Below are 22,559 nucleotides of genomic sequence, written 5' to 3' on the forward strand. Positions count from 1 at the left end.
GATGTCCGGGGTTCAGATTACCCGAGCGGCTCCGGCTTCCCTGAATCGCTCCCGGCCGGGGTTGTCCACAACGGCCATCCTGCCCGTGGTTACGCCGCCGGCCGGCTGCCTAGCGTTGACGGACGGCGGTGCCGACGGAGGGAGGGCCATGGAACTGCACTGCACACTCGTCTCGCCGGACGCCGGCAGCGCCCGGGCGGGGTGCATGCGGCGGGAACTGGTGGTCCACGCCGCCGACGGTTCCGCCGGCGGCGAGGTCGCCGCGGCCCTGGAGGCCGCCTACGGCAGCGGCGACTGTACCGTGGAGGGCGTCCCGCTGGCCATGCTCGTGGTAGGCAGGGCTCCGCTGACCAGCGGTGCGGTCCTCATTGCCTCCGGCGCTGACCGCAGCCGCAGCCGGGCAGTGCCTCCCCCGCTCTCGCTCGTGGTGCACACGGGGCCCGCGGCAGGCACGGTGGTGCCGATCGGGCGGGGCACGCTCAGGCTCGGCCGCGCCCCGGGCGGCGAAGGCCCCCGCCTGGCCCTGCCCGATCCCGAGCTCTCCCGCGAGCACGCCCTGATCGAGGTGACGGACGCCGCGGCCGCCGTCACCGACCTCGGCAGCGCCAACGGCGTCTGGGTCGGCGGCCGGCGGGTCCAGCGCGCGGAGCTCTGCGCGGGCCAGGCCTTCCGGCTGGGATCGTGCACGTGCACCCTCGTGTTCGGGGCCGAGGAGGCCCTCCTCGATGCTGCCGCCGGCTCCGGCCCGGGCGCTCCCCTGCGGGTGGTCCGCCACATGCCGCCGCCGCGTCGGGCGGCGATCATCACGATGGCCGCGCTCCCCCTGGCCGTGGGAGTGGCGCTGGCGCTGGCCACCGGCCTGTGGATGTTCCTGGCGTTCACGGCCGTCTCCGCCGTCTCGGTCCTCGTCCCGCTCATCGAGGGGCGGTCGGCGCGCCGCGACTTCGAGCGGCGGCTCGCGGCAGCGGCCGACGACGACGGCGCACGCCGGCGCGCGAGGGCACCCGATCTGGGGCTCCTCGCGAGGTCCTCCGGCTCCGCGGGCCTCCGCGACGGCAGCGACGCGGACCCCGCGGGCTCGCCGGTCCACGCGCGCCTCGGCACGGCAGACCAGCCGGCGGACGTCGTGATCGAACCCGAAGCAGCGCGTGCCGCTCCGCCCCGGCTGGCCGCTGCCCCCTTCACGGCCCCGCTCCGGGGAGTCCTCGGGCTCGACGGCGGCGCGGAGTCCGTCGATGGTCTCATGCGCTCGCTCCTCCTCCAGCTCGCCCGGCTGCCGGCAGCGGCAGGCCTGGGCATCGCCGTGGTCGGCGGCGCGGACAGGCTACGGCTGGCGGCACGGTTCCTTCCGCGGCTCAGGTTCCTCCCCGCGGGCCTCCCGCGGGGCTGCCCCGACGCCGCCCTTCCGGGCTGCCTCCGCGGCATCCTCCTCGTCCTTCCGGGCACCCGCGCGGAATCCTGCGCGGCGGCCGTCGAGGCGGCACATGGACGGGGCTGGCCCGTGGTCGCCCCCGTGGACAGCCTGGCCGTGCTCCCGCACGCCACCGTCCGCCTCGATGGCAGGCGCTCGGCCCTCATCCGCGACGGCACCACGTCCTGCTTCCTCCCGGACCTCATGACGGCCGAGGCCTTCGAGAACGCCGCGCGGCGCGCCGGCCGGTCGGCCCAGGAAGCGGGGCCGGCCGGGATCCCGGACCGGTGCGGGCTCGATGCGCTCGTGCCGCTCGGCTCGGCCGGGGTCGCAGCGGCGTGGGACAGGAGCGCGCAGGAGCCCGGCGTCAGGTTCCCCGTCGGATGCTCCGCGGCGGGCACGGTCACGCTCGATCTCGTGGCCCACGGCCCGCACCTGCTCGTGGCGGGCACCACCGGATCGGGCAAGTCGGAGTTCCTGCGCACCCTCGTCGCCGCAGCGGCCGCAACGCACTCGCCGGCTCGCCTCACCTTCCTGCTCGTGGACTTCAAGGGCGGCTCAGGCCTCGCTCCGCTCGCCGGGCTCCCGCACTGCGTGGGGCTGGTCACCGATCTCGCCGAGGGCGGCATGGACCGCACGCTCGCGTCGCTGCGGGCAGAGCTCACACGGCGTGAGCGGCTGCTGGGCAGCGTGGGCGCGGCGGACGTGGTCGACTACGTGCGGCTCGGCGGCGACCTGCCCCGGCTCGTCCTGGTCGTCGACGAGTTCAGGGTGCTCATGGACGAGGCGCCGGCCGCGCTCGCAGAGCTCATGCGCATCGCGACGGTGGGCCGGTCACTGGGCATGCACCTCGTCATGGCCACACAGCGCCCGCAGGGTGCCCTCTCCGCGGACATCCGCGCGAACGTGACCACGAGCATTGCCCTGCGGATGCAGCACGAGGCCGAGTCCTCGGACGTCCTGGGGTCCCCGCTGGCCGCCCACATCCCCATCGGACTCCCGGGCAGGGCCTACCTGGCCATCGGGGGCGATGGTCCCCTGGAGTTCCAGTCCGCCTCGCTCGGGCCTTCCACGGGGCGCCCCGCCGCCGTGCGCGTGACCGATGCCCGCCGATGGCCCGACGCCGGGCACGGCGCCGCCCGGGAGGGCCGACCGGCACCGGCCGAGGCCGCGGTGCCCCTCGTCGAGGCCGCGCGTCGCGCGTGGGCTGCGGCGGGCCGTACCCCCGTCAGGAAGCCGGTGGCCCCTCCCCTGCCGCCGCGGCTCACAGTCGACGAAGCGGCCGCGTGCTCCGCGAGCCTCGCACCGGTGTCCCCGGACACGATGCCGCCGCCGGGCGCCGGACGCCACGCTGTCCCCGACCTCATCCACCTCGGCCTCGTCGATGTCCCGCACGAGCAGCGGGTCGCCAGGCTGGACTGGAATCCCGGGCCGGACGGGCACCTCGCGCTCGTGGGGCCGGCGACGGCCGGAACGGCGGACGCCCTCGCGGCAGTCGTCTCACAGCTTGCCGACGGGGACGCCGTCCGCCACCTGTACCTCCTCGACGGGGACGGCTCCCTCGGCCCCTGGCGCGGCCATCCGCGGGTAGGGGCGCACGTCAGCCTCGGCGACCTGCGGCGGGCGGCGCGCGTCATCGCGAGGCTGGACGAGGAGTGTGCCCGCCGCCTCCTCCCCGGGACCGGCGCGCACACGCCGGTCCCGCTCGCCGTCGTCGTCTCGGCGTGGGGTGCCTGGATCTCGGCCCTGCGGCAGAGCCCGCAGGCCTGGGCGGAGGAAGGACTGGGCGACCTCGTCAGGAACGGGCCCGCGGCCGGCCTGAGCGTCGTCGCGGCCGGCGAGCGCGAGCTGGTCGGCTCACGGCCGTTCGCGGGCATGGCCGCGCGGCTCTTCTTTCCGAGCGGGGCCACCGAGGAGGCCCGCCTGTCATGGCCGCGCCTTCCCGCGATGCCGGCACTCGCGGGCCGGGCCGCCGCTGCGGGCACCCTCATAGCCGGAGGCGCGCCCCTGGCAGCGCAGTGCTGCACGACGCAGTGCTGCACGACTGGCGCTGCGGCCGCGGGGGCCGAGGACCCCGTGGCCCCAGCACCGTCGCGGCGGCGCGGCCGCGGCGAGCCGGCCCCCTTCCGCATCGACCCGCTGCCCGCGCTCGCGCCGGCGGCCCTGGTCGCCGAGCTGGCCGGTCCCCCAGCCGCGGCGGGGACTGCGGCAGCTGCAGGCCGCCTGCCCCTCGTCGTGGGGCTGGCCGGCGACGAGCCGGCGCCGCTGTCAATCCGCCTCGCGGTCGGCGAGGTCCTCCTCGTGCTCGGTGCGCCGGGCTCCGGCAAGAGCACCCTGCTCGCCGCCCTGCCGACGATGAACCCGACGGTCGACTTCGTCGCCACGGATCCGCAGTCCCGGGCCAGGGACTGGCAGGCCGCGCTCGACCGACGCATCGAGACCGGTCCCGGGGCCGCCCTGGCGGAGCGGACCGTGCTCCTCGTCGACGACGCGGACCAGCTGGACGCGGCGGAGAACCGGCTGCTCTCGCGGCTGCTCGAGACCGGTGCACGGATCGTGGCCACCGCGGGCTACAGCGCCAGCCTCTACGCCCGGTGCCCCCTGGCGCTCACGGTGCGCGGGTCCGGGACCGGCATCCTCATCGCGCCGCGCACCGCGGGCGACGGGGAAGTCCTCGGGGTCCGGGTCGACGCTCCGGGACATGTCCCGCCCGGCCGCGGGGTGGCCCTCATCGGCGGTCGGCTGACGGACGTGCAGCTCGGGGTGGACGGACCGCGTTCCGAGGCCGCCGCCCCGTAGCCCGGCGCGGGGCAGGCCGTCCCCGGGCCCTCAGCCCCTCCCGGCGCCTGTGCCGCCCGCGTCGGGCGTGTCGGCTTCCGGGCCGTCCGCCCTGCCCGCACCGCCCGGGCGGCGGCCGCTCCCCTGCGTGAGGGCGAGGACGCGCTTGTCGAAGAGGAGGAAGAGCGCCGCGACGGCCGGCACCACGATGGCCAGTCCGAGGACGACGACGCCGCCGGTGAGCGTCGGCACACCGATGACCAGCGCGAACAGCTGCGCCACGAGTGCGGCCGACCGGGGCCAGCGACGCCCCCGCCACAGGAAGACCCCCGCGGAGGCCAGCCAGGCCCCGAACGCAGCGAGGAGCACGAGGGTGAACGCCGCCCCGCCGGGGGACGTCTCGGCGTTGCCCGCCAGGAGCTCTACGGCGTAGAAGATCGCGAATCCGACGAGGACCGCCGACTCGAGCAGCACGATGGCCACGAGCACGGCGAGGGTCCAGGGGCTCTGCAGCGGCGGGACTTCTGGCGTAGGCACATCCGCACGATACCCGAGGCTGGAGCCCCCGTGGCCCGCCTCCTCCAGTCCCGCCCCGCCGCGGCTCCCCAGGACCGGAAAGGGTGTGACGCATCCCTCTCCCCCGGGGCCCGAATCCTGCCCCGGACCCCTTGTTTACACCCAGTTAACGTGACAACCTTAATGAAGTTGACCGCGGGGCCCCACAGGCCCCTTTGCTTTGGACGACCTCGTGAATGTTTTCACAAGCCTTCTCGTCCCCCCAAGAACGGAGTTGCTCTACCACCATGGACTGGCGTGACCGCGCGGCCTGCCTCGACAAGGATCCCGAACTCTTCTTTCCAGTCGGGAACACCGGGCCTGCCCTCCTGCAGATCGAAGAAGCCAAGAGCGTCTGCCGTCGCTGCCCCGTCGTGGACACCTGCCTCCAGTGGGCCCTCGAGTCCGGCCAGGATGCCGGGGTCTGGGGCGGCATGAGCGAAGACGAGCGCCGCGCACTCAAGCGGCGCGCGGCGCGCGCCCGCCGGGCCTCCTGACCGAGCAGGCCCAGACCGAGCAGGCCCTGACCGAGAAGACGCAGGCTTTCGAGGCCGATTTTCCGCCGCCCGCAGCGCTCCCCTCCACGGGGACGCGGCGGGCGGCATTTCTATGCCCTGCCGCCGTCCGGCGTTCTGGGAGCCGATCCGGTCAGGCCTGATCGAGCCTCAGGACGATCTGCACCACGGTTCCGCCGCCGGCGCGCTCGTGCCAGGAGATCGTCCCGGCGAGCTCACTCGTGACGAGGGTGCGCACGATCTGCAGTCCCAGCCCCTCGTGCCGGGTCTGGCCGGGCGGGAGCCCGATGCCGTCGTCCTCCACCGTGACCTCGAGCTCCTCGACGCCGGCCTCGTCTCGGCGGCGGTCGGCGGTGAGCCACACCGTGCCGGAACGGTCCGCGAGCCCGTGCTCCACCGCGTTGGTCACCAGCTCGTTGATCACGAGGGCCAGCGGGGTCGCGAAGTCGCTGGGCAGGTCCCCGAAGTCGCCCTTCCGCTCGGTGGCCACGTGCTGGCCTTCGGTGGCGACCTCGGCCGAGAGGCGGAACTGCCGGCCGATCAGCTCATCGAAGTCAACGGTCTGGGTCAGCCCCTGCGACAGCGTCTCGTGGACGAGCGCGATGGTCGCGACGCGACGCATGGCCTGCTCGAGTCCCTGCTTGGCCTCCTCGCTCTTCATTCGGCGCGACTGCATGCGCAGGAGGGCGGCCACGGTCTGCAGGTTGTTCTTCACCCGGTGGTGGATCTCTCGGATGGTGGCGTCCTTCGTGACGAGTTCCATCTCCCGGCGGCGCAGCTCGGACACGTCCCGGCACAGGACGAGCGCCCCGAAGCGCTCGTGCTCGTCGCGCAGCGGGATGGCCCGCAGGGACAGGCTCACCCCGCGCGACTCGATCTCGCTGCGCCACGGCATGCGCCCGGTGACGACGAGCGGGAGCGTCTCGTCGACGAGCCGGCGGTCCTTGAGCAGCCCCGTCGCGACCTCGGCGAGCGAGCGTCCCTCGAGTGAATCGACGCCGCCGAGGCGTCGGAACGCGGAGACCCCGTTGGGGCTCGCGTACTGGACGATGCCGTCGGCGTCGAGCCGGATGAGTCCGTCGCCCACGCGCGGGGCGCCGCGCCGGGAACCGGTCGGCGAGGCGAAGTCCGGCCAGAGGCCCAGGGTCCCCATGCGCAGCAGGTCGTAGGCGCACTGGCGGTACGTGAGCTCGAGCCGGCTCGGCATGCGCGAGCTCGAGAGGTCGAGGTGGGAGGTCACCACGGCCAGGGTCCGGCCGTTGCGCACGAACGGCACGGCCTCGACGCGCAGGGCCATCTCGGAGTTGAAGTTGGTCTCGTGGTGGCGCTCGATCGTCTGGCTGTTCCACGCGCGGTCGACCAGCGGCTTGAGGTCAGAGCGGATGCGCTCCCCCACGAAGTCGCTGTGGAAGACCGTATGCGTGGTCGAGGGCCGCACGTGGGCGAGGGCGATGTAGCCGTCCTCGGGGTGGGGGAACCAGAGTGCGAGGTCGGCGAAGGCGAGGTCGGCCACGAGCTGCCAGTCCCCCACGAGCAGGTGCAGCCACTCGGCGTCCCCCGGACCGAGGTCGGCGTGCTCCCTGATCGGGTCCGTGAAGATGGCCACTCGCACTGCCTCGTTTCCCGCCTTCGTCAGCGCCCGGGACGCCCGCCTGCCGGGCTCCCGCCAGCTGCGGGGACGAGAGGGCCGCGAGGGCGGTGCCCTCGCGGCCTCCGGCGTCAGCGCCCTAGGAGCGCACGATCGACCGCAGCAGCCTCAATGCTACCGAGAGCGAGGCGATGTCGTCGCGCTCGAGGGAGTTGACCTCGGCGAACATCGCCGCGGCCCGGTTGAGCTGCTCGCGGTTCTCCCCTTCCCACACCGCCAGCCGGGCCTCGGGCGCGAGCGTGTCCGGCGCGGCGTCCATGATCGAGCGTGTGAAGTCGGCCACCGTGCTGTAGAGGTCGTCGCGCAGCGCGGCCCGGGCGAGCGCCTCCCAGCGGTCCCGGCGCGGCAGCGCCGTGATGCGCTCGAGCAGCCCGTCGACCCGGAACCGGTCGAAGACCGTGTAGTACACGCCTGCGACCTGCTCGATCGAGGCGCCGCTGGTCTGGGCGATGCGGGCCACGTCCAGCAGCGCGTAGCTCTCGAACAGCTCCGCCCACCGGTGGGCGAGATCTTCGGGCAGCCCCCACGAGCGCGCCCGGTCCAGCCACGCGGCGACCCGCTCGGCGTCCTGTCCCCGCAGGTAGTCGAGCAGCCGGGCGCGCAGCGTCGCGAGCGGCGCGCCGTAGTCCTGGACCACCTGGGCGATGGGCGCCCCGGTGGCGCCCTGATGGATGAGCCAGCGGACGGCCCGGTCCAGGAGCCGGCGGATGTCCAGGTGGATGGCGGTCCAGTGCTCGGTGGGGAACGAGGCCGGGAGCGCGTTGAGCGCCTCGGTCATCTCGTCGAGCCGGTACACCTCGCGCAGGGCGACGAACGCCTTGGCGACGGCGGCCGGCGTCGCGCTCGTCTCCTCGATGGTGCGGAACGCGAACGTGATGCCGCCGAGGTTAATCATGTCGTTCGCCACCACGGTGGCGATGATCTCGCGGCGCAGCGGGTGGCTGTCGAGGTCCGTGTCGAAGCGCTCGGCCAGCTCGACCGGGAAGTACTCGCGCAGGGTGCCGCGGAACCAGGGGTCGTCGGCGAGGTCGCTGTCGCGCAGCGCCTCGGTCAGCTCGATCTTGGCGTAGGCGACGAGGACCGACAGTTCGGGGGCGGTGAGCCCCTGCCCCTGCTCGAGCCGCTTGTGCAGCTGCGCGGTGCTCGGCAGCGACTCGAGCGAGCGGTTGAGGTCGGCCTCCTCCTCGAGCCAGTCCATGAGGCGCTCGAAGCTCGGGCTCCACTCGACGACCCGTGCGCGGTCGTTGACGAGCAGGATGTTCTGGTCGATGTTGTCGGCGAGGACCAGGCGGGCCACCTCGTCCGTCATCGTGGCGAGGAACGCGGCCCGCTCCTCGGCGGCCAGCTTCCCGGCGGCGACCATGCGGTCCACGAAGATCTTGATGTTGACCTCGTGGTCGGACGTGTCGACGCCGGCCGAGTTGTCGATCGCGTCGGTGTTGATGATGACGCCCTGCAGCGCCGCCTCGATCCGACCCTGCTGCGTGAAGCCCAGGTTGCCGCCCTCGCCGACGACCTTGACCCGCAGGTCGCGCCCGTCCACCCGGATCGCGTCGTTGGCCTTGTCGCCCACCTCGGCATTCGTCTCGGCGCTGGACTTGACGTACGTGCCGATCCCGCCGTTGTAGAACAGGTCCACCGGGGCGAGCAGGACCGCCCGGAGGATCTCGGCGACGCTCAGCTGCGTGGTCCCCTCCGGCAGACCCAGCGCCTGGCGCACCTCCTCGGAGACGGGGATCCACTTGGCCGTGCGCGGGTACACCCCGCCGCCGGCGCTGATCAGCTCGCGGTCGTAGTCGTCCCAGGACGAGCGCGGAAGGTCGAAGAGGCGCCGCCTCTCCGCGTAGGAGGCCGCGGCGTCGGGCGTCGGATCGAGGAAGATGTGGCGGTGGTCGAAGGCCGCCACGAGACGGATGTGCTCCGAGAGGAGCATGCCGTTGCCGAAGACGTCACCCGACATGTCGCCGACGCCGACCACGGTGAAGTCCTCGGTCTGGGTGTCCACGTCGATCTCGCTGAAGTGCCGCTTGACGGACTCCCACGCGCCCCGGGCCGTGATGCCCATGGCCTTGTGGTCGTAGCCGACCGAGCCGCCGGAGGCGAAGGCGTCGCCGAGCCAGAACCCGTACTCCTGGGAGAGGCCGTTGGCGATGTCGGAGAAGCTCGCGGTGCCCTTGTCGGCCGCGACGACGAGGTAGGAGTCGTCATCGTCGTGGCGCACGACGCCGGCCGGCGGCACGACCTTCTCGGTCACCGCCGCTCCGTCCCCGGCGGTGCCCGGGGCGGCCTCGCTGACCCGGTTGTCCGTGATGTCGAGCAGGCCGCGGATGAAGGTCTTGTAGCTCTCCACGCCCTCGGCGAGCCAGGCCGCCCTGTCCTGGGCCGGGTCCGGGAGCCGCTTCGCGTAGAAGCCGCCCTTGGCGCCCGTGGGCACGATGACTGCGTTCTTGACCACCTGGGCCTTGACGAGGCCGAGGATCTCGGTGCGGAAGTCCTCGCGCCGGTCCGACCAGCGCAGGCCGCCGCGGGCCACCTTGCCGAAGCGGAGGTGGACGCCCTCGACGCGCGGGGAGTACACCCAGATCTCGTAGGCCGGCCGGGGCGAGGGGAGCCCCTCGATCAGGCCCGGGCTGAACTTGAAGCTCAGGTACGGGCGGTCCAGATAGTAGTTGGTGCGCAGCGTGGACTCGATGAGGTTGATGAACGCGCGCAGGAGTCGGTCCGCGTCCAGCGTCGGGACCTGCTCGAGGGCGGCCGCGAGCTCCTCCTTCACCTGGGCGCTGCGCCGCTCGCGCTCCTCGTCGGCGAGCTCCGGGTCGAAGCGGGCCTCGAAGAGCCCCACGAGGCGCCGGGTGACCTCGGCGTTGCCCAGCAGGGTGTCCCCGATGAAGCCGAACGAGTTCGAGTTCCCGATCTGGCGCATGTACTTCGCGTAGGCGCGCAGCATCTGCGTCTGGCGGGAGCGGAGGCCCTCCCTCAGCACGAGGCGGTCGAGGCTGTCCGACTCGGTCTCGCCCGCGAGCGCCTGGCCGAACGACTCGGCCAGGAGGGCGCCGGTGGAGACCGGGTCGATCCCGGCGGGATACTTCAGCCCGAGGTCGTAGAGGAAGAATTCGCGGCTGTCACCGGTCTCGATCTCGAACGGGCGCTCGTCGAGGACCTCGAGGCCGAGGTTGTGGAAGTACGGCAGGATCTGGCTGAGGCTCCTGGGCTCGAAGAGGTAGAGCTTGACCCGGGCATCCTCCTCGAGGGCCTCGCCGTCGCCCTGCGGCAGGTACACGTGGACGGCCGGGCGCTCGCCGGTGGCAGCCCCGGGCTCGGCGGACACTGCGCCTCGTGCCGCCGCGTAGTCCTCGAAGCGCGTGATGTCCTCGAGCGCGTCCTCGATGGTGAAGTCCACCCGGTAGGAGGCCGGGAACGCCTCGCCCCAGACCGCCGCGAGGTGCTCGGCCGCTTCGAGGGGCCGGTTCTCGTGCAGGACCTGGGCGATGCCCTCGCTCCAGGATCGGGTCGCGGTGACGAGGCGCTGCTCGAGCGCGTCCCGGTCGACGGCGCGCAGGTCCGCCCCGCTGGTCTCCTTCGGCAGGCGGATGCGGAAGTACAGCCGCGCGAGCGCCGAATCGCTCATGTGCGAGTCGTAGTCGATCGAGTTGGAGTGGAACTCCTTCCCGAGCTCCTGCTCGATGCGGCGGCGCACCGCGGTGTTGTAGCGGTCCTTGGGCAGGTACACGACTGCGTTCATGAACCGGCCGTAGATGTCCGGGCGGAGGAACAGCCGGGTCCTGCGGCGCTCCTGCAGCCGGTGGATCCTCGTGACGGTGTCCAGCAGGGTCTGCGTGTCGATCTGCATGAGCTCGTCGCGCGGGTACGTCTCTAGGATGGCGAGGAGGTCCTTGCCCGAGTGTGAGTCGGCGGGGAAGCCCGAGCTCCGCATGACCTTCTCGATCTTGTCCTTCACAATCGGGACGGTCCGCGCCGACTGCGTGTACGCGCTCGAGGCGAAGAGCCCGATGAACCGGCGCTCGCCGTCGACCTTCCCGGCCGCGTCGAAACGCTTGATGCCGATGTAGTCGAGGTAGGCCGGACGGTGGACGGTGCTGCGGGAGTTCGCCTTGGTGATCACGAGCGCCTTGCGCTCGCGGGCGTGCTCCTGTCCCTCGGCCGTGAGGTGCTGGAGGGCGTGCCCCGCGTCGCCCCGAAGCAGCCCGAGCCCGCTGCCCTCGACCAGCTCGAGGACGTCCTCGCCGTCGACCGTCGTGAGGTCGTACTCGCGGTAGCCGAGGAAGGTGAAGTTGCCGGCGTCGAGCCAGCGGAGGAGATCCTGGGTGGGGACGAGGTCCGGGATGTCCTCGGCGCCGACGACGGAGCCCAGGCCCTCGGCGATCTCGAGCGCCTTGGACCGCATGGCCTGCCAGTCCTCCACCGCCGCGCGCACGTCGCCGAGGACGCGGCGGACCCCGTCGACGAGCTCGGTCTTGGTGGCCGCGGAGGCCCGGTTCGTCTCGATGGCGATCCACGACTCGATGTGGGTCGCATTGTCGCCGTCGGCGACGAGCGCGCTCAGCAGGGGCATGGTCGCCGTGTCGCCGCTCGTCATGCCCCACTGCGCGGGCACGCGCTGGACGGCGACGAGGCCGCCGTCGCTCTTGCGGCGGGTCACGACGAACATGGGGTGCACGACGAGGTGGATGGGCGCGCCCTGGCGCACGAGCTCCGCGCTGACCGAGTCGACCAGGAAGGGCATGTCGTCGGTGACGATGTAGACCACGCTGCGGCCGCCCTCGTCGACGACGGCGATGTTGGCGGTGCCCGTCTCTCGGCCCTCGGCGACGGCCCAGTGCTCGCGGGCCCGGTCCGCGAGGGCTTCGCCCGGGTACGCCTGCCTGTCTTCTTCGGCGAGGTGCTCGTAGTAGTCCGCGAGGAACTTCGTTTCCTGGTCCGCTGACGGGAACGGGGTCTGCTGGGCAGTACCTGTCGACACTCTGGCTCGCCTCCGGTGCATGTGGCTGCCACCTCGCAGCCCTCTGACTCGAGCCTAGCGCGGCACGGGCACCCGAGCTTTGGCACCCGGTACAGCGAATCTCCGTTTTCGCTGTCGAGGTGCACACACGATTTCGGCGATGCTGTGCCGCATCGCAGACTCGGGCGCGGCCTCCAGGAGCACCTGCCCCGCGAGCAGCGCCGCGTCCGCGGCCTCCGCTTCGTGCGGCACCATGGCTCCGATGGGGATGCCGGGGCCGAAGCGCTCCCAGGCCTCGCGCAGCGCGCGGTCCGGCGACCGCCCCACCGCGGAGGCCCGGAGCCGGTTGAACACCACCGTCGGCGCCACGCCCGGCACGGCCTGCTCCAGCTCGGCCAGCGCGCGCACCAGGCGCGGCATGCCGATGGAGTCGGCCGCTCCGACCGCGAGGACCCGGTCGGCCAGTTCGAGCGCGCGCAGGGTTGTCCCGTTGCGGCGCGGCGCCATCGTGTCGAAGCTGAGCTCCTCATCGGCCTCGAGGCAGAACCCGGTGTCGACGACGACGAACTCGGCGAGCTCCCGGCAGCGCTCGAGCACGGACCCGAAGGCTGCGGCACGCAGCTCGGGCCAGCGGTCGGCCCGGGTGAGCCCCGTGAGCACGCGGAGCACCCCTGCGCCCGTGACGACGGGACTCGCGACGCGCTCGAGCGGACCGCGCTCGAGCAGGCCCTGGTCAGCGAGCCTGCAGGCCTGGGCGAGGCCGGCGGAATCGTCGAGGAGGCCCAGCACGCCCGCCACCGACGGGCCGTACGTGTCGGCGTCGACGAGGACCACGCTGCGGCCGTCCGCAGCGAGCTCGGCCGCGCAGTTGACGGCGATTGTGGTCCGCCCGGGCGAGCCGATCGGGCCCCAGACGGCGATGACAGTGCCGAGCTCCCCCGGCTCGGGCCCGTCCTCCGGCGGTTCGGCCTCGGCCTCGACGGTGGGCCGCGCCCCCGCTAGGCCGAAGGAGGAGGAGGGCCGGTCGGCCGAGAGCGCGGCGGCGGCATCGACCGCCTCGCCGATCAGGCGCGCGAGTTCCTGGGGCGGAACGGACTCGGAGGCCGCGAGCACCCCGAGTCCCGCGAGCCGGGCGCGCTCAGCGTCGTCGTCCGTGAGGCCCACGAGGGCTACCCCGACCGTCCCGAGCCGGTCGACGAGCGTTGCGGTGACCTCCTGGGTCCCGCCAGTGACCACCGCCGCCCGGGCCAGGCCCGTCTGGCAGGCGGCGACGAGCTCGGCCAGCTCGGAGCAGCGGCGCACCACCGTCACCGGCCCGTGCAGGCGCTCGAGGGATCCCACGAGTTCGGCCTGGCCCGCCCCGACGGTGACGACGGGGATGCTCATCGGGTGCCGCCCGCCGGGTTCCACACGAGCGAGACCTTCGCGCTATTCGCCTGCGCACCGAGGACCTGGGCGAGTTTCGCGTCCTCGACGAGCACGAGGACGTTCGTCTCGCGGCTTGCGCCGAGGGCCGAGGAGGCCGTCTCGAGGTGGGCGATCTCGGCGCCGGCCACGAGGCGCTTGGGCTCGGAGAAGCCGTTCCTGCCGTCCGGCAGCGCCACCCAGACGTCGACCCGCGATCCCGCGGCCGCCTCAGCAGGCAGCGGCTGGGCCACGCTGATGGAGACGGGCTTGCGGTCGACCGCGTGCGGCTCGCCGAGGCTCGAGGCGGGCACGAGGTCGCCCTTGGCGACCCGCTGGAGCGCCACCTTGCCCTCCGGCAGCCGCTCCGGCGTGAGGTACTGCCCCTCGGCGTCCCCCAGCCGGACGTCCACGCGGACGAGCCGGCTCGGGTCGACGGTCTGTCCGACGGCGATGTCCTCCTTCGCGGCGTAGGCTCCGACCGTGCTCTGGGCCGAGTCGACCAGCGCCACCACCCCGGCGACCGAGGCCACCACGAGCAGGAGCCCGACCAGCAGCCGCGGGTCCCTCCATGACGGCTTCGCCAGCCGGGCCCCCGGCGCACCCTCGGCTGCAGGCATTGCTGTCCCCCTCCGGATCGCAGGCCGCTCGCCGGCCCCCCGGCGCCATTCTCGCCGCGACCCGCCCCGGGTCCAAGTCACAGCGCATCACCTCGCATCAAACTGTGGATAAGTGCCTGTCCCCGCTGCCAGGGAGGTCTCCGGGTGGCAGAATGGGTCCATGCCCCGCTTCCTGACGCTCGCAGATGTCTGCGAGCAGCTCCAGATCAGCGCAGCCCAGGCGTATGCCCTCGTGCGCAGCGGCGAGCTCAAGGCCATCCAGGTCGGCGGCCGCGGGCAGTGGCGCGTCGAGGACGTCAAGCTCGAGGAGTACATCCAGGAGAGCTACGCCAAGGCGGAGAGGATGCTCGCGGAGAATCGGCGGGGCAACCCGGGCGCCTGACCGCGTCGATGGGCGGTGGGCCGTCGGCCGCCGCCCGCGGCCGCGGTGGGCATCGCGCGGGACTGGCGGATCCGCAGACGCCGCACTAGCCGCCCGAGCGGATGGCGATGAGCCGCCCGAAGGGCACCGCCCGCAGCCCGCGGGACTCTCCCCGATCCGGGGCCCGCAGGGGTGCGACCTCGACATAGTCGGCGCCGACGGTGTCCAGCGTGCCCGTGACCGTGAGGGACTCGCCGGTCCCCGCATCCACGAAGCAGGCAACCGGGGATCGGTCCCGGGCAATGGCCCGGAGGCCCGAGCCGAGGGACAGAGTCCTCCGCACCGCTGAGCGCTCCTCGACGGCGCCGCGGCCGAGCCCCTCGACGGTCACGATGCCCTCGTGCGGCACGAGCACGGAATGGGGACCGGAGTCCAGGACGAGCCAGGTGGCGGCGACCTGCGCGAGGCGCCCCCTGAACCGGAGACCGCCTCTGAGCAGGAGCGCGACGGGAGCCGCGCCCTGGCCCCGCAGCCGTTCGGCGAGGCCCACCCCGGCCGCCTCGGCCCGCGCCAGATCGGCCACCTGCGACTCGAGCTCCAGCTCTCCCGCCGACGCAAGCTGGCCCTCGAGGTCCGAAAACAGGTTCTCCCAGCGCATGGCGCTCACCCTACCTCTCCTCCGGCCCGTCGACTTTGCCCGGACGACCACTGGACAAATGCCGGAATCTGCAGTCAAACTTTCTCCAAGCACATCAAACAGCATCAAAATGCACCAAAGAGGTTCAAGACCAGACGGACCGAGGGGGTCTCATGGAGAACACACGACGGCAGCAGCTCGCGGCGGACGGCCTCGTGGCCGGAGCCGTGCTGGCGCTGGGGGCGGTGCTGGTCACTGCGGGCAGTTCGCTGGCCCGGGATCTCGCGCCCGGCGCCTCCGGCCCCTGGCTCCGGATCACTCCCCGCCCAGTCGGTGCCCTCCCCACGGTGGACGTCCTCCTCGGCCTCATCGCGAGCCTGGTCGGCCTGGCGGTCGTGGCCTGGTGGCTCCTGTCCATGAGCCTGGCCATCGCATCGGCCCTGCTGGGTGCGGCCGGGGCGGGGACGGCCTCCCGGCGGGCAGGGAGCTTCGCCCCCGCGTTCATGCGGCGGCTGGCGCTCGCGATGCTGGGACTGGGCCTCGTCGCGGTCCCCGCCGCCCACGCCGACGGCCTCCCGGACCCGGCCTGGCAGCCCGGGAACACCAACGCGGCGTCCGCAGCGGTCCCGGGACGCTCGACGCCTGCATCCGCGCCTCCCGCACCCGCCGCATCGCCCACGGCGGCGCTGCCCGCCCCCGCCTCGCCGGGCCCGTCGACGTCGCCTGAGGCGTCACCGGGGGCCGCCCCACCCGCCGGGTCGTCACGGGTGGCTGCGCCATCGGCCGCGGCGCCCGTGCCGGTCCCGGAGGCAGGCTGGGTCCCCGCCGCGCCGCCCACGGATCCCGGCACCCTTGTGCCTCAGCCCCGGAGGTCGCCCGTGCTGGCCTCGGAGGTGGAGGTCCGCCCCGGCGACAGCCTCTGGACCATCGTTGCACGCCAGCTCGGGCCCGGGGCAAGCGACCTCGACGTCGCGGCCGCGTGGCCCTCGTGGTACCAGGCGAACGCCGGAACCATCGGCGGCAACCCCGACCTGATCCGCCCGGGCCAGATCCTCGTTCCCCCTCGCTGACACCCTGCACTGCGCGCGACGGCCATCCGCCGCCGCATCCATGCCCCTGGCCGTACGGGGCGAGCCTCTTTGGCCGTGCGCTCCCAGCGCCGGCCCCGACCGAAGGACTCCACTCGCCATGGCTCAACGCACCCTGCCCCAGATCGTCCCGACCGGGCCGCGCACCGCGGACCTGCTGCGCCTCCATCGCGCCCGCCCCGATGCCGCCGCGGGACGGCCGCGGACTGCGGGCACATCTGCGCTCGCCGCCGAGCCCGCGCAGTCCCCCCCCAGGCGGCTGCATGCCGTCCCGGGAACGCACGAGGGTGAGGAAGCGCGCAAGGTCGCCGCCGCCATCACCCGCGCCACGATGGAGGTCCTCGCCGGGACGCGGCCCGTCCAGCAGCTCGCCCCCTGGCTGCACCGCGACCTGCTGGCCTCTGTGCAGCTGCGGGCCGACCTCAGCCGCGCGGCACGGCAGGGGGCGTCGGGTCCCTCGGCTCGCGCGCACCGGGCCGCCTCCATCAGGTCCTCCCACGCGCGCCCCGTCGGGCCGGGCCTCTACGAGGCCGCCGTCGTCGTCGCAGATGCGGTGCGGTGCCGGGCCGTCGCGCTGCGCCTCGAGGCCGCGGGCCGCTCGCGCTGGCAGGTCACCGCGCTGGAGATCGGCTGAGCCCAGCGCGCACGGAAGAGGCCGGCGGCCCATCCCCAGGGATGGGCCGCCGGCCTCTCGCGTCAGGCCGCGGCGTCTCAGCGCTTGGAGCGGCGCCCCGGCGCATTCTTGGACGACGGCCGCGAGCCGCCCTTCTTCTGTGCGGGCTTCTGCCCGGCCGGGCCGGAGCCGCCGCCGTTCTCCGCTGCCCGCGCCCGCGCCTGCTCGACGTGCGTCTCGGTCGTTCCGTCCTCCGCCGGGGCCGTGTACTCGAGCCGGGCGGGCTGCGCTGGGGCCTCGGCCTGCTCCGTCTGCTCGATCTCGAGGTTGAACAGGAAGGCGACGGACTCCTCGCGGATGCCCTCCATCATCGTCTGGAACATTGCGAAGCCCTCGCGCTGGTACTCCACCAGAGGGTCCCGCTGGGCCATCGCACGCAGGCCGATGCCCTCCTTGAGGTAGTCCATCTCGTAGAGGTGCTCCTGCCACTTCCGCCCGATCACGGACAGGACCACTCGGCGCTCGACGTCGCGCATGGCCTCCGGGCCGAGTTGCGCCTCGCGCTCGGCGTAGATGAGCTTCGCGTCCGAGATGACCTCGTCCTTGAGCATCTCCACCGTGACGCGGGGCTTGCCGCCGGCCTCGTCGATGACGTCCTGGGGCGTGATCGAGATGGGGAAGATCGTGCGGAGGTTGGACCACAGGGCGTGGAAGTCCCAGTCGTCGCCGTTGCCCTCGGCGGTGGCCGACTCGATCATGGCGGTGAGCGTGTCCTCGAGGAAGAACTGCACCTTCTCGTGCAGGTCGTCCCCCTCGAGGATCCGGCGCCGGTCGCCGTAGATGGCCTCACGCTGGCGGTTGAGGACGTCGTCGTACTTGAGGACGTTCTTGCGCTGCTCGGCGTTGCGCCCCTCGACCTGCGCCTGGGCGGACTGGATCGCCCGGGAGACCATCTTCGACTCGAGGGCCGTGTCGTCCGGAAGGCTCGAGGCCATGAGCCGCTCGGCGCCGCCCGTGCCGAAGAGGCGCATGAGGTCGTCCGTGAGGGAAAGGTAGAACCGCGACTCGCCGGGGTCGCCCTGGCGGCCGGAACGACCACGGAGCTGGTTGTCGATGCGGCGGGACTCGTGGCGCTCGGTGCCCAGCACGTAGAGGCCTCCGAGGGCGAGGACCTCCTCGTGCTCCGCCTTGACGGCCTCGTGGGCGGCCTGCAGCGCGGCTGGCCAGGCGGCCTCGTACTCGGCCGAGTTCTCCTCGGGATCAAGCCCCCGCGCGGCGAGATCGGCGACCGCCATGAACTCGGCGTTGCCGCCGAGCATGATGTCGGTGCCGCGACCGGCCATGTTGGTCGCCACGGTGACGGCTCCCTTGCGGCCGGCCTGGGCCACGATCGCGGCCTCGCGGGCGTGGTTCTTGGCGTTGAGCACCTCGTGGCGGACGCCGGCCTTCGCGAGCGCCTTCGAGAGGTACTCGCTCTTCTCGACGCTCGTCGTACCGACGAGGACGGGCTGTCCCTTGGCATTCCTGCGCGAGATGTCCTTGACGACGGCGTCGAACTTGACGACCTCGTTCTTGTACACCAGGTCGGACTGGTCGATGCGCGCCATGGGCTTGTTCGTCGGGATCGGCACGACGCCGAGCTTGTACGTGCTCATGAACTCGGCGGCCTCGGTCTCGGCGGTGCCCGTCATGCCCGAGAGCTTCTCGTAGAGCCGGAAGTAGTTCTGGAGGGTGATCGTGGCGAGGGTCTGGTTCTCGGCCTTGATCTCCACCCCCTCCTTGGCCTCGATGGCCTGGTGCATGCCCTCGTTGTAGCGGCGTCCGGGCAGGATGCGGCCGGTGTGCTCGTCGACGATGAGGACCTCGCCGTCGAGGACCACGTAGTCCTTGTCCCGCTTGAAGAGCTCCTTGGCCTTGATGGCGTTGTTCAGGAAGCCGATGAGCGGGGTGTTCGCGGACTCGTACAGGTTGTGGATGCCGAGGTAGTCCTCCACCTTCTCGATGCCGGGCTCGAGAACGCCGACGGTGCGCTTCTTCTCGTCGACCTCGTAGTCGTCCTCGCCGAGCCGCAGGACGAGCTTGGCGAACTCCGAGTACCAGCGGTTCGCATCCCCCTGCGCCGGGCCCGAGATGATGAGCGGGGTGCGGGCCTCGTCGATGAGGATGGAGTCCACCTCATCCACGATCGCGAAGTGGTGTCCGCGCTGGACGAGCTCGCCCTTGTCCCACGCCATGTTGTCGCGGAGGTAGTCGAAGCCGAACTCGTTGTTCGTGCCGTAGGTGATGCCGGCGTCGTACTGCTTCTTGCGCTCGGCCGGATCCATGTTGGCCAGGATGCAGCCGCTCGAGACGCCCAGGAAGCGGTAGACGCGCCCCATGAGCTCGGACTGGTACTCGGCGAGGTAGTCGTTCACGGTGATGACGTGGACGCCCTTGCCCGACAGCGCGTTGAGGTACGCGGGGGCGGTCGCGACGAGGGTCTTGCCCTCACCGGTCTTCATCTCGGCGATGTTGCCGAGGTGGAGCGCGGCGCCGCCCATGAGCTGGACGTCGAAGTGGCGCATGCCCAGGGTGCGGCCGGCGGCTTCGCGCACGGCGGCGAAGGCCTCCGGCAGCAGATCGTCGAGCTTCTCGCCATCGGTGTGGCGCTCGCGCAGCCGGTCCGTCTCCGCGCGCAGCTCCGCGTCGGTGAAGGCCTTGAACTCGTCCTCGAGCGCATTGATGGCGTCCGCGTAGACGCGCAGCTGCTTGAGCGTCCGGCGGTCGCCGGTGCGCAGGAGTTTCTCGAGAAGGTTTGCCACGTGGCGTTCGCTCCCTTGTCAATGGCGTGTGCAGCAGTGATCGTGCGCTGCGGCGGGATTCAGTCTACGGGAGACACGCGCGGAACCCCGTGCAGGTTCCGCCCTCCGCGGACGGGCCCCACAGCGCGCGCGAGCGCCGGCGCGAGGCTGCCCCGGTCCACCACACGCACATCGTCGAGACCAAGCCAGTCTGCCATCAGCCGCAGTTCGTCCGCGAGCTCGGCGGCGGTGTCCGCCGGGGCTCCCGGCTCGGCGTGCGCCGCCTGGACGAGCAGGACACCGGCGCTCCGGTCCGCCTTCAGGTCGACGCGGGCGGCCATCGCATCGCGCAGGAGGAAGGGCAGCACGTAGTAGCCGTACTCGCGGCGCTCGGCAGGCGTGTAGATCTCGAGGCGGTAGCGGAAGCCGAACAGGCGCTCGAGGCGGCGCCGCTCGAACACGAGCGAGTCGAAGGGGCTGAGCAGTGCCCTGCCCGTCGCGGCACGGGGAATGGGGCGCCCGGCGGCCAGGAAGATCCTGCCCTCCCATCCCTCGACGCGGACCTCGTCGAGGCTCCCCTCGGCGGCCAGGGTGGCGAGCGCCGATTCCGTAGCGCGGACGGGGAGGCGGAAGTAGTCCGCGAAGCAGCGCGCGGTGCCGATGCCGTGCGCCTGGACGGCGCTGCGGACGAGCTCGAGGATCGCTGCCTCCCGGTCCTGGCCGTCCGGGCGCGCGAGGCCGCGGGGCAGCACGTCCTCGGTCAGGGCGTACCGGCGCTCGAACGCGCTCGACCGGCCCGCGGAGGCGACCGTGCCGAGTTCGAAGAGGTGGCTGACGACGCGCTGGACCGCACTCCAGTTCCATCCCCACTGGTCGCGGCGGCGCTCCTCGACGTGGCCCAGCCGGTCCGCGAGCTGCCCGGCGGTGAGCGGCCTGCTCGAGGCGAGGACGGAGAGGATGCGGGCGGTGAGGTCCTCGCGGGCCACGGCGTCCATGTCGCCGGCGCCCACCCAGGCCCGCCGCTGCCAGAGGCGCAGCGCGTCGAAGTGCTCGGGCCGGACGAAGCTTGCCTCGTGGGCCCAGTACTCGAGCATGCGGCGGGGGCTCCGGGCCGAAAGCCGGTCGAGCGCCTCCCGGTCATACGGTCCCAGGCGCGAGAAGAACGGCAGGTAATGGCTCCGGACCAGCACGTTGACCGAGTCGATCTGGACCAGCTGGAGGGCCTCGAAGACGCGCACGAGCGCGCGGGTGGAGGCGGGGGCGGAGGGACGCGCACGGTGGAGGCCCTGGGCGGAGAGCGCAACCCGGCGTGCCTGCGCGAGGGTGAGCCGCGCCGTCATGCGTCCGGGCCGCCGGCCGATCCGGCCCGGCGCGCCGCAGCGGCGGCCCTCAGGAGGACCGCCGCTGCCGGGGATGCCGCGGCCGGGACCGCGGCCGTGCGCGCTGGCTCAGGGGACAACGGCACCCGCGTCGTCGGAGCGGTACGCGAGGATCTTCTCCTCGACCTTGGCGGCCCCGGGCTCGCAGGCCTGGTCGAGGCTGATCACGCCGTAGGTCCATCCACGGCGGCGGTAGACCACGGAGGGGGTGTTCGTGTCCGCGTCGATGAACAGGTAGAAGTCGTGGCCCACGAGCTCCATGTTGTCCACCGCGTCGTCGAGGGTGAGCGTGGCGGCGGGGAAGACCTTGCGGCGGATCAGGACGGGCGAATCGCCGGCGGGGATGTCGTTCTCGACCTCGTAGGGCGACGGGGTCTCGCCCTCCGAGGCGACCTCGAGGGCGTGCTCGGCGTAGATCGGCGTACTCCCGCTCACCACCGGGAGGGCGGCGGTGGCGGCGTTGACTCCGACGGGGTTGTGCTTGCCGTGGTGGACCTTGCGGCGGTCCTTGGCCCGCCGGAGGCGTTCGAGGAGTTTCCCGTAGGCGAGGTCGAAGGCCGCGAACTTGTCCGGAGCGGTGGCCTCGGCCCGGATCACCGGTCCGCGCCCGGTGACCGTGAGCTCGACGGTGAGCTGGTCTCCCCCGGTCTTGGCGCTGCTCTGCTTGGAGCACTTCGCGTCGACGCGCTGGACCTTGTCAGCCAGCGCACCGATCTTCTCGAGCTTCTCGCCTGCGTACTCGCGGAAGCGATCCGACACAGTCAGGTTGCGACCGCTGATGTTGAACTCCATGGTGCCCTCCAGATACTTCTGAGTTCAGTCGTATACCGGCGTCCAGAGGCTCCGTCGTCAGACAGTCGAGCCCCTTTCCTGAGCCGCTATCGACAGGTCCTTCTGGCTAAAGGACCCATCACCGACGTTAGTGGATCGTCACGGTTTATTCATCCCCCGTTGGCATCCTCCCGCTGTGTGTCCGCTGGGAGCGTACCCGCGTTCGGGCGGGGGCCGGCCTCCCGCAGCGGCACGTGGGCGATGGCCACGAGCCCGACGACGACGGCCCCGGCGGCCTCGAGCGCGCGGGCCGCCTCCCGGGCGGTCGCACCGGTGGTCAGGACGTCGTCGACGACGAGGCAGCGGCGCCCGCGCAGCGAACCGACCGTGCGGCCGCCGGCCGGGACCCGGGCGCCGCGTCCCCGGACAGGCAGCCGCCGCCGGGCGGCGAGCGACCCGGAGACGCGGGCGCGGCGCTGGGAGCGGCCCAGCCCCTTCTGGGATCCTCCGCCGGCGGAGGCCGCCGCGTGCAGGGCGTGCGAGATCCGCTCGCGGGCCCTGCGGCGGCGGGGTGCGAGCGCCTCGACCCACAGGGTCCCGGGCGGGAGGCGCCCGGCACGCCGGACGCGGGCGAGCAGCACCTGCAGTGGGTCGAAGCCCCGGCGGAGGAACGCCGCGCCGCTGGTGGGGACGGGCACGAGGAGCAGGCCGCCGTCGGTGCCCGGCCGAGCGGTCCCCGCCGCTGCGGCCAGGGCCCGTCCGAGGGCGGCGGCGAGCTCAGCGGCGAGGACCGCGCTGCCGTGCCGCTTGAAGGCCAGGAGCGTGAGCGAGAGCTCGTTGCGGTAGGCCCCGGCGGACACGGCGGGGAGGAGGACCCCGCCGCCCGCCTCGATGAGCGCCGGGGCCTGCTCCTCGACGCGGGCCGGCCTGGCGGTGAGGCGGCGGACCTGCCTGGCGCAGGCGCCGCAGAGTTCCCTGTCGGGGGCGCCGCAGGCGGCACAGTCCACGGGGACGAGGAGTCCGAGCAGGTCCCTCGCCG

General features: G+C 72.9%; 15 protein-coding genes. 5 read left to right on the top strand and 10 right to left on the bottom strand.

All coding sequences use genetic code 11. The annotated features are described in order from the left end of the window. The first annotated feature begins 148 nt into the window (after positions 1–148). On the top strand, positions 149–4,210 hold the full coding sequence (locus J2W20_RS01370) for an FtsK/SpoIIIE domain-containing protein (RefSeq protein WP_307003928.1): 4,062 nt from the start codon (positions 149–151) through the stop codon (positions 4,208–4,210). A gap of 30 nt (positions 4,211–4,240) precedes the next feature. Here J2W20_RS01370 and J2W20_RS01375 read toward each other — a convergent pair whose 3' ends face one another. Further along, entirely contained in the window at positions 4,241–4,726 is a 486-nt protein-coding gene (locus tag J2W20_RS01375; RefSeq protein ID WP_307003930.1) for a hypothetical protein, read from the bottom strand. Positions 4,727–4,992: 266 nt separating this feature from the next. On the opposite strand from J2W20_RS01375, the gene J2W20_RS01380 reads away from it, so the two are divergent. Beyond that, on the top strand, positions 4,993–5,241 hold the full coding sequence (locus tag J2W20_RS01380) for a WhiB family transcriptional regulator (protein ID WP_066498767.1): 249 nt from the start codon (positions 4,993–4,995) through the stop codon (positions 5,239–5,241). Between the two features lie 151 nt (positions 5,242–5,392). Here the strand turns inward: J2W20_RS01380 and J2W20_RS01385 are convergent, their stop codons facing one another. From J2W20_RS01385 to J2W20_RS01400, 4 genes are all read right to left on the bottom strand, one after another. Further along, positions 5,393–6,865, bottom strand: coding sequence for a sensor histidine kinase (locus J2W20_RS01385; RefSeq protein WP_307003931.1), 1,473 nt, complete (start codon positions 6,863–6,865; stop codon positions 5,393–5,395). A 121-nt stretch (positions 6,866–6,986) separates the two neighbouring features. Continuing rightward, positions 6,987–11,888: an NAD-glutamate dehydrogenase gene (locus J2W20_RS01390; protein WP_307003932.1), complete on the bottom strand. Its 4,902-nt coding sequence runs from the start codon at positions 11,886–11,888 to the stop codon at positions 6,987–6,989. A 54-nt stretch (positions 11,889–11,942) separates the two neighbouring features. Beyond that, on the bottom strand, positions 11,943–13,253 hold the full coding sequence (locus J2W20_RS01395) for an AAA family ATPase (protein WP_307003933.1): 1,311 nt from the start codon (positions 13,251–13,253) through the stop codon (positions 11,943–11,945). Continuing rightward, positions 13,250–13,891 (bottom strand): hypothetical protein, encoded by a 642-nt coding sequence (locus J2W20_RS01400; protein ID WP_307003934.1) that lies wholly within the window; start codon positions 13,889–13,891, stop codon positions 13,250–13,252. Before J2W20_RS01400 ends, J2W20_RS01395 begins: the two co-directional genes overlap by 4 nt. 160 nt (positions 13,892–14,051) lie before the next feature. Between J2W20_RS01400 and J2W20_RS01405 the strand changes: the two genes are divergently transcribed. Continuing rightward, positions 14,052–14,273 carry a helix-turn-helix domain-containing protein gene (locus J2W20_RS01405; protein ID WP_307003935.1) on the top strand — a complete coding sequence of 74 codons (222 nt, stop codon included), beginning with the start codon at positions 14,052–14,054 and terminating at the stop codon, positions 14,271–14,273. Between the two features lie 85 nt (positions 14,274–14,358). Here J2W20_RS01405 and J2W20_RS01410 read toward each other — a convergent pair whose 3' ends face one another. After that, complete coding sequence (locus J2W20_RS01410) at positions 14,359–14,919, bottom strand: hypothetical protein (RefSeq protein WP_307003936.1); 561 nt, start codon at positions 14,917–14,919, stop codon at positions 14,359–14,361. A gap of 143 nt (positions 14,920–15,062) precedes the next feature. Between J2W20_RS01410 and J2W20_RS01415 the strand changes: the two genes are divergently transcribed. Next, positions 15,063–15,959 carry a LysM peptidoglycan-binding domain-containing protein gene (locus J2W20_RS01415; protein WP_307003937.1) on the top strand — a complete coding sequence of 299 codons (897 nt, stop codon included), beginning with the start codon at positions 15,063–15,065 and terminating at the stop codon, positions 15,957–15,959. Between the two features lie 118 nt (positions 15,960–16,077). Further along, entirely contained in the window at positions 16,078–16,611 is a 534-nt protein-coding gene (locus J2W20_RS01420) for an Rv3235 family protein (protein WP_307003939.1), read from the top strand. 77 nt (positions 16,612–16,688) lie between these two features. Here the strand turns inward: J2W20_RS01420 and secA are convergent, their stop codons facing one another. The 4 genes from secA to J2W20_RS01440 all read right to left on the bottom strand — a co-directional run bounded on the left by secA (position 16,689) and on the right by J2W20_RS01440 (position 22,527). Continuing rightward, entirely contained in the window at positions 16,689–19,391 is a 2,703-nt protein-coding gene (secA, locus tag J2W20_RS01425; protein WP_307003940.1) for a preprotein translocase subunit SecA, read from the bottom strand. 59 nt (positions 19,392–19,450) lie between these two features. Then, a complete protein-coding gene (locus J2W20_RS01430; protein WP_307003942.1) occupies positions 19,451–20,710 on the bottom strand; it encodes a winged helix-turn-helix domain-containing protein in 1,260 nt (419 codons plus the stop codon). A gap of 108 nt (positions 20,711–20,818) precedes the next feature. Further along, positions 20,819–21,541 (bottom strand): ribosome hibernation-promoting factor, HPF/YfiA family, encoded by a 723-nt coding sequence (hpf, locus tag J2W20_RS01435; RefSeq protein WP_307003943.1) that lies wholly within the window; start codon positions 21,539–21,541, stop codon positions 20,819–20,821. A 149-nt stretch (positions 21,542–21,690) separates the two neighbouring features. Further along, positions 21,691–22,527, bottom strand: coding sequence for a ComF family protein (locus J2W20_RS01440; protein WP_307003945.1), 837 nt, complete (start codon positions 22,525–22,527; stop codon positions 21,691–21,693). Between the last annotated feature and the right edge of the window lie 32 nt (positions 22,528–22,559).

The sequence above is a fragment of the Sinomonas atrocyanea genome (genome assembly GCF_030812675.1).
Classification (GTDB): domain Bacteria; phylum Actinomycetota; class Actinomycetes; order Actinomycetales; family Micrococcaceae; genus Sinomonas; species Sinomonas atrocyanea_B.

Coding starts and splice junctions, on each gene's coding strand:
- J2W20_RS01370 (WP_307003928.1), top strand. CDS start 149: ATGGAACTGCACTGCACACTCGTCTCGCCGGACGCCGGCAGCGCCCGG.
- J2W20_RS01380 (WP_066498767.1), top strand. CDS start 4,993: ATGGACTGGCGTGACCGCGCGGCCTGCCTCGACAAGGATCCCGAACTC.
- J2W20_RS01395 (WP_307003933.1), bottom strand. CDS start 13,253: ATGAGCATCCCCGTCGTCACCGTCGGGGCGGGCCAGGCCGAACTCGTG.
- J2W20_RS01400 (WP_307003934.1), bottom strand. CDS start 13,891: ATGCCTGCAGCCGAGGGTGCGCCGGGGGCCCGGCTGGCGAAGCCGTCA.
- J2W20_RS01405 (WP_307003935.1), top strand. CDS start 14,052: ATGCCCCGCTTCCTGACGCTCGCAGATGTCTGCGAGCAGCTCCAGATC.
- J2W20_RS01415 (WP_307003937.1), top strand. CDS start 15,063: ATGGAGAACACACGACGGCAGCAGCTCGCGGCGGACGGCCTCGTGGCC.
- J2W20_RS01420 (WP_307003939.1), top strand. CDS start 16,078: ATGGCTCAACGCACCCTGCCCCAGATCGTCCCGACCGGGCCGCGCACC.
- J2W20_RS01430 (WP_307003942.1), bottom strand. CDS start 20,710: ATGACGGCGCGGCTCACCCTCGCGCAGGCACGCCGGGTTGCGCTCTCC.
- hpf (WP_307003943.1), bottom strand. CDS start 21,541: ATGGAGTTCAACATCAGCGGTCGCAACCTGACTGTGTCGGATCGCTTC.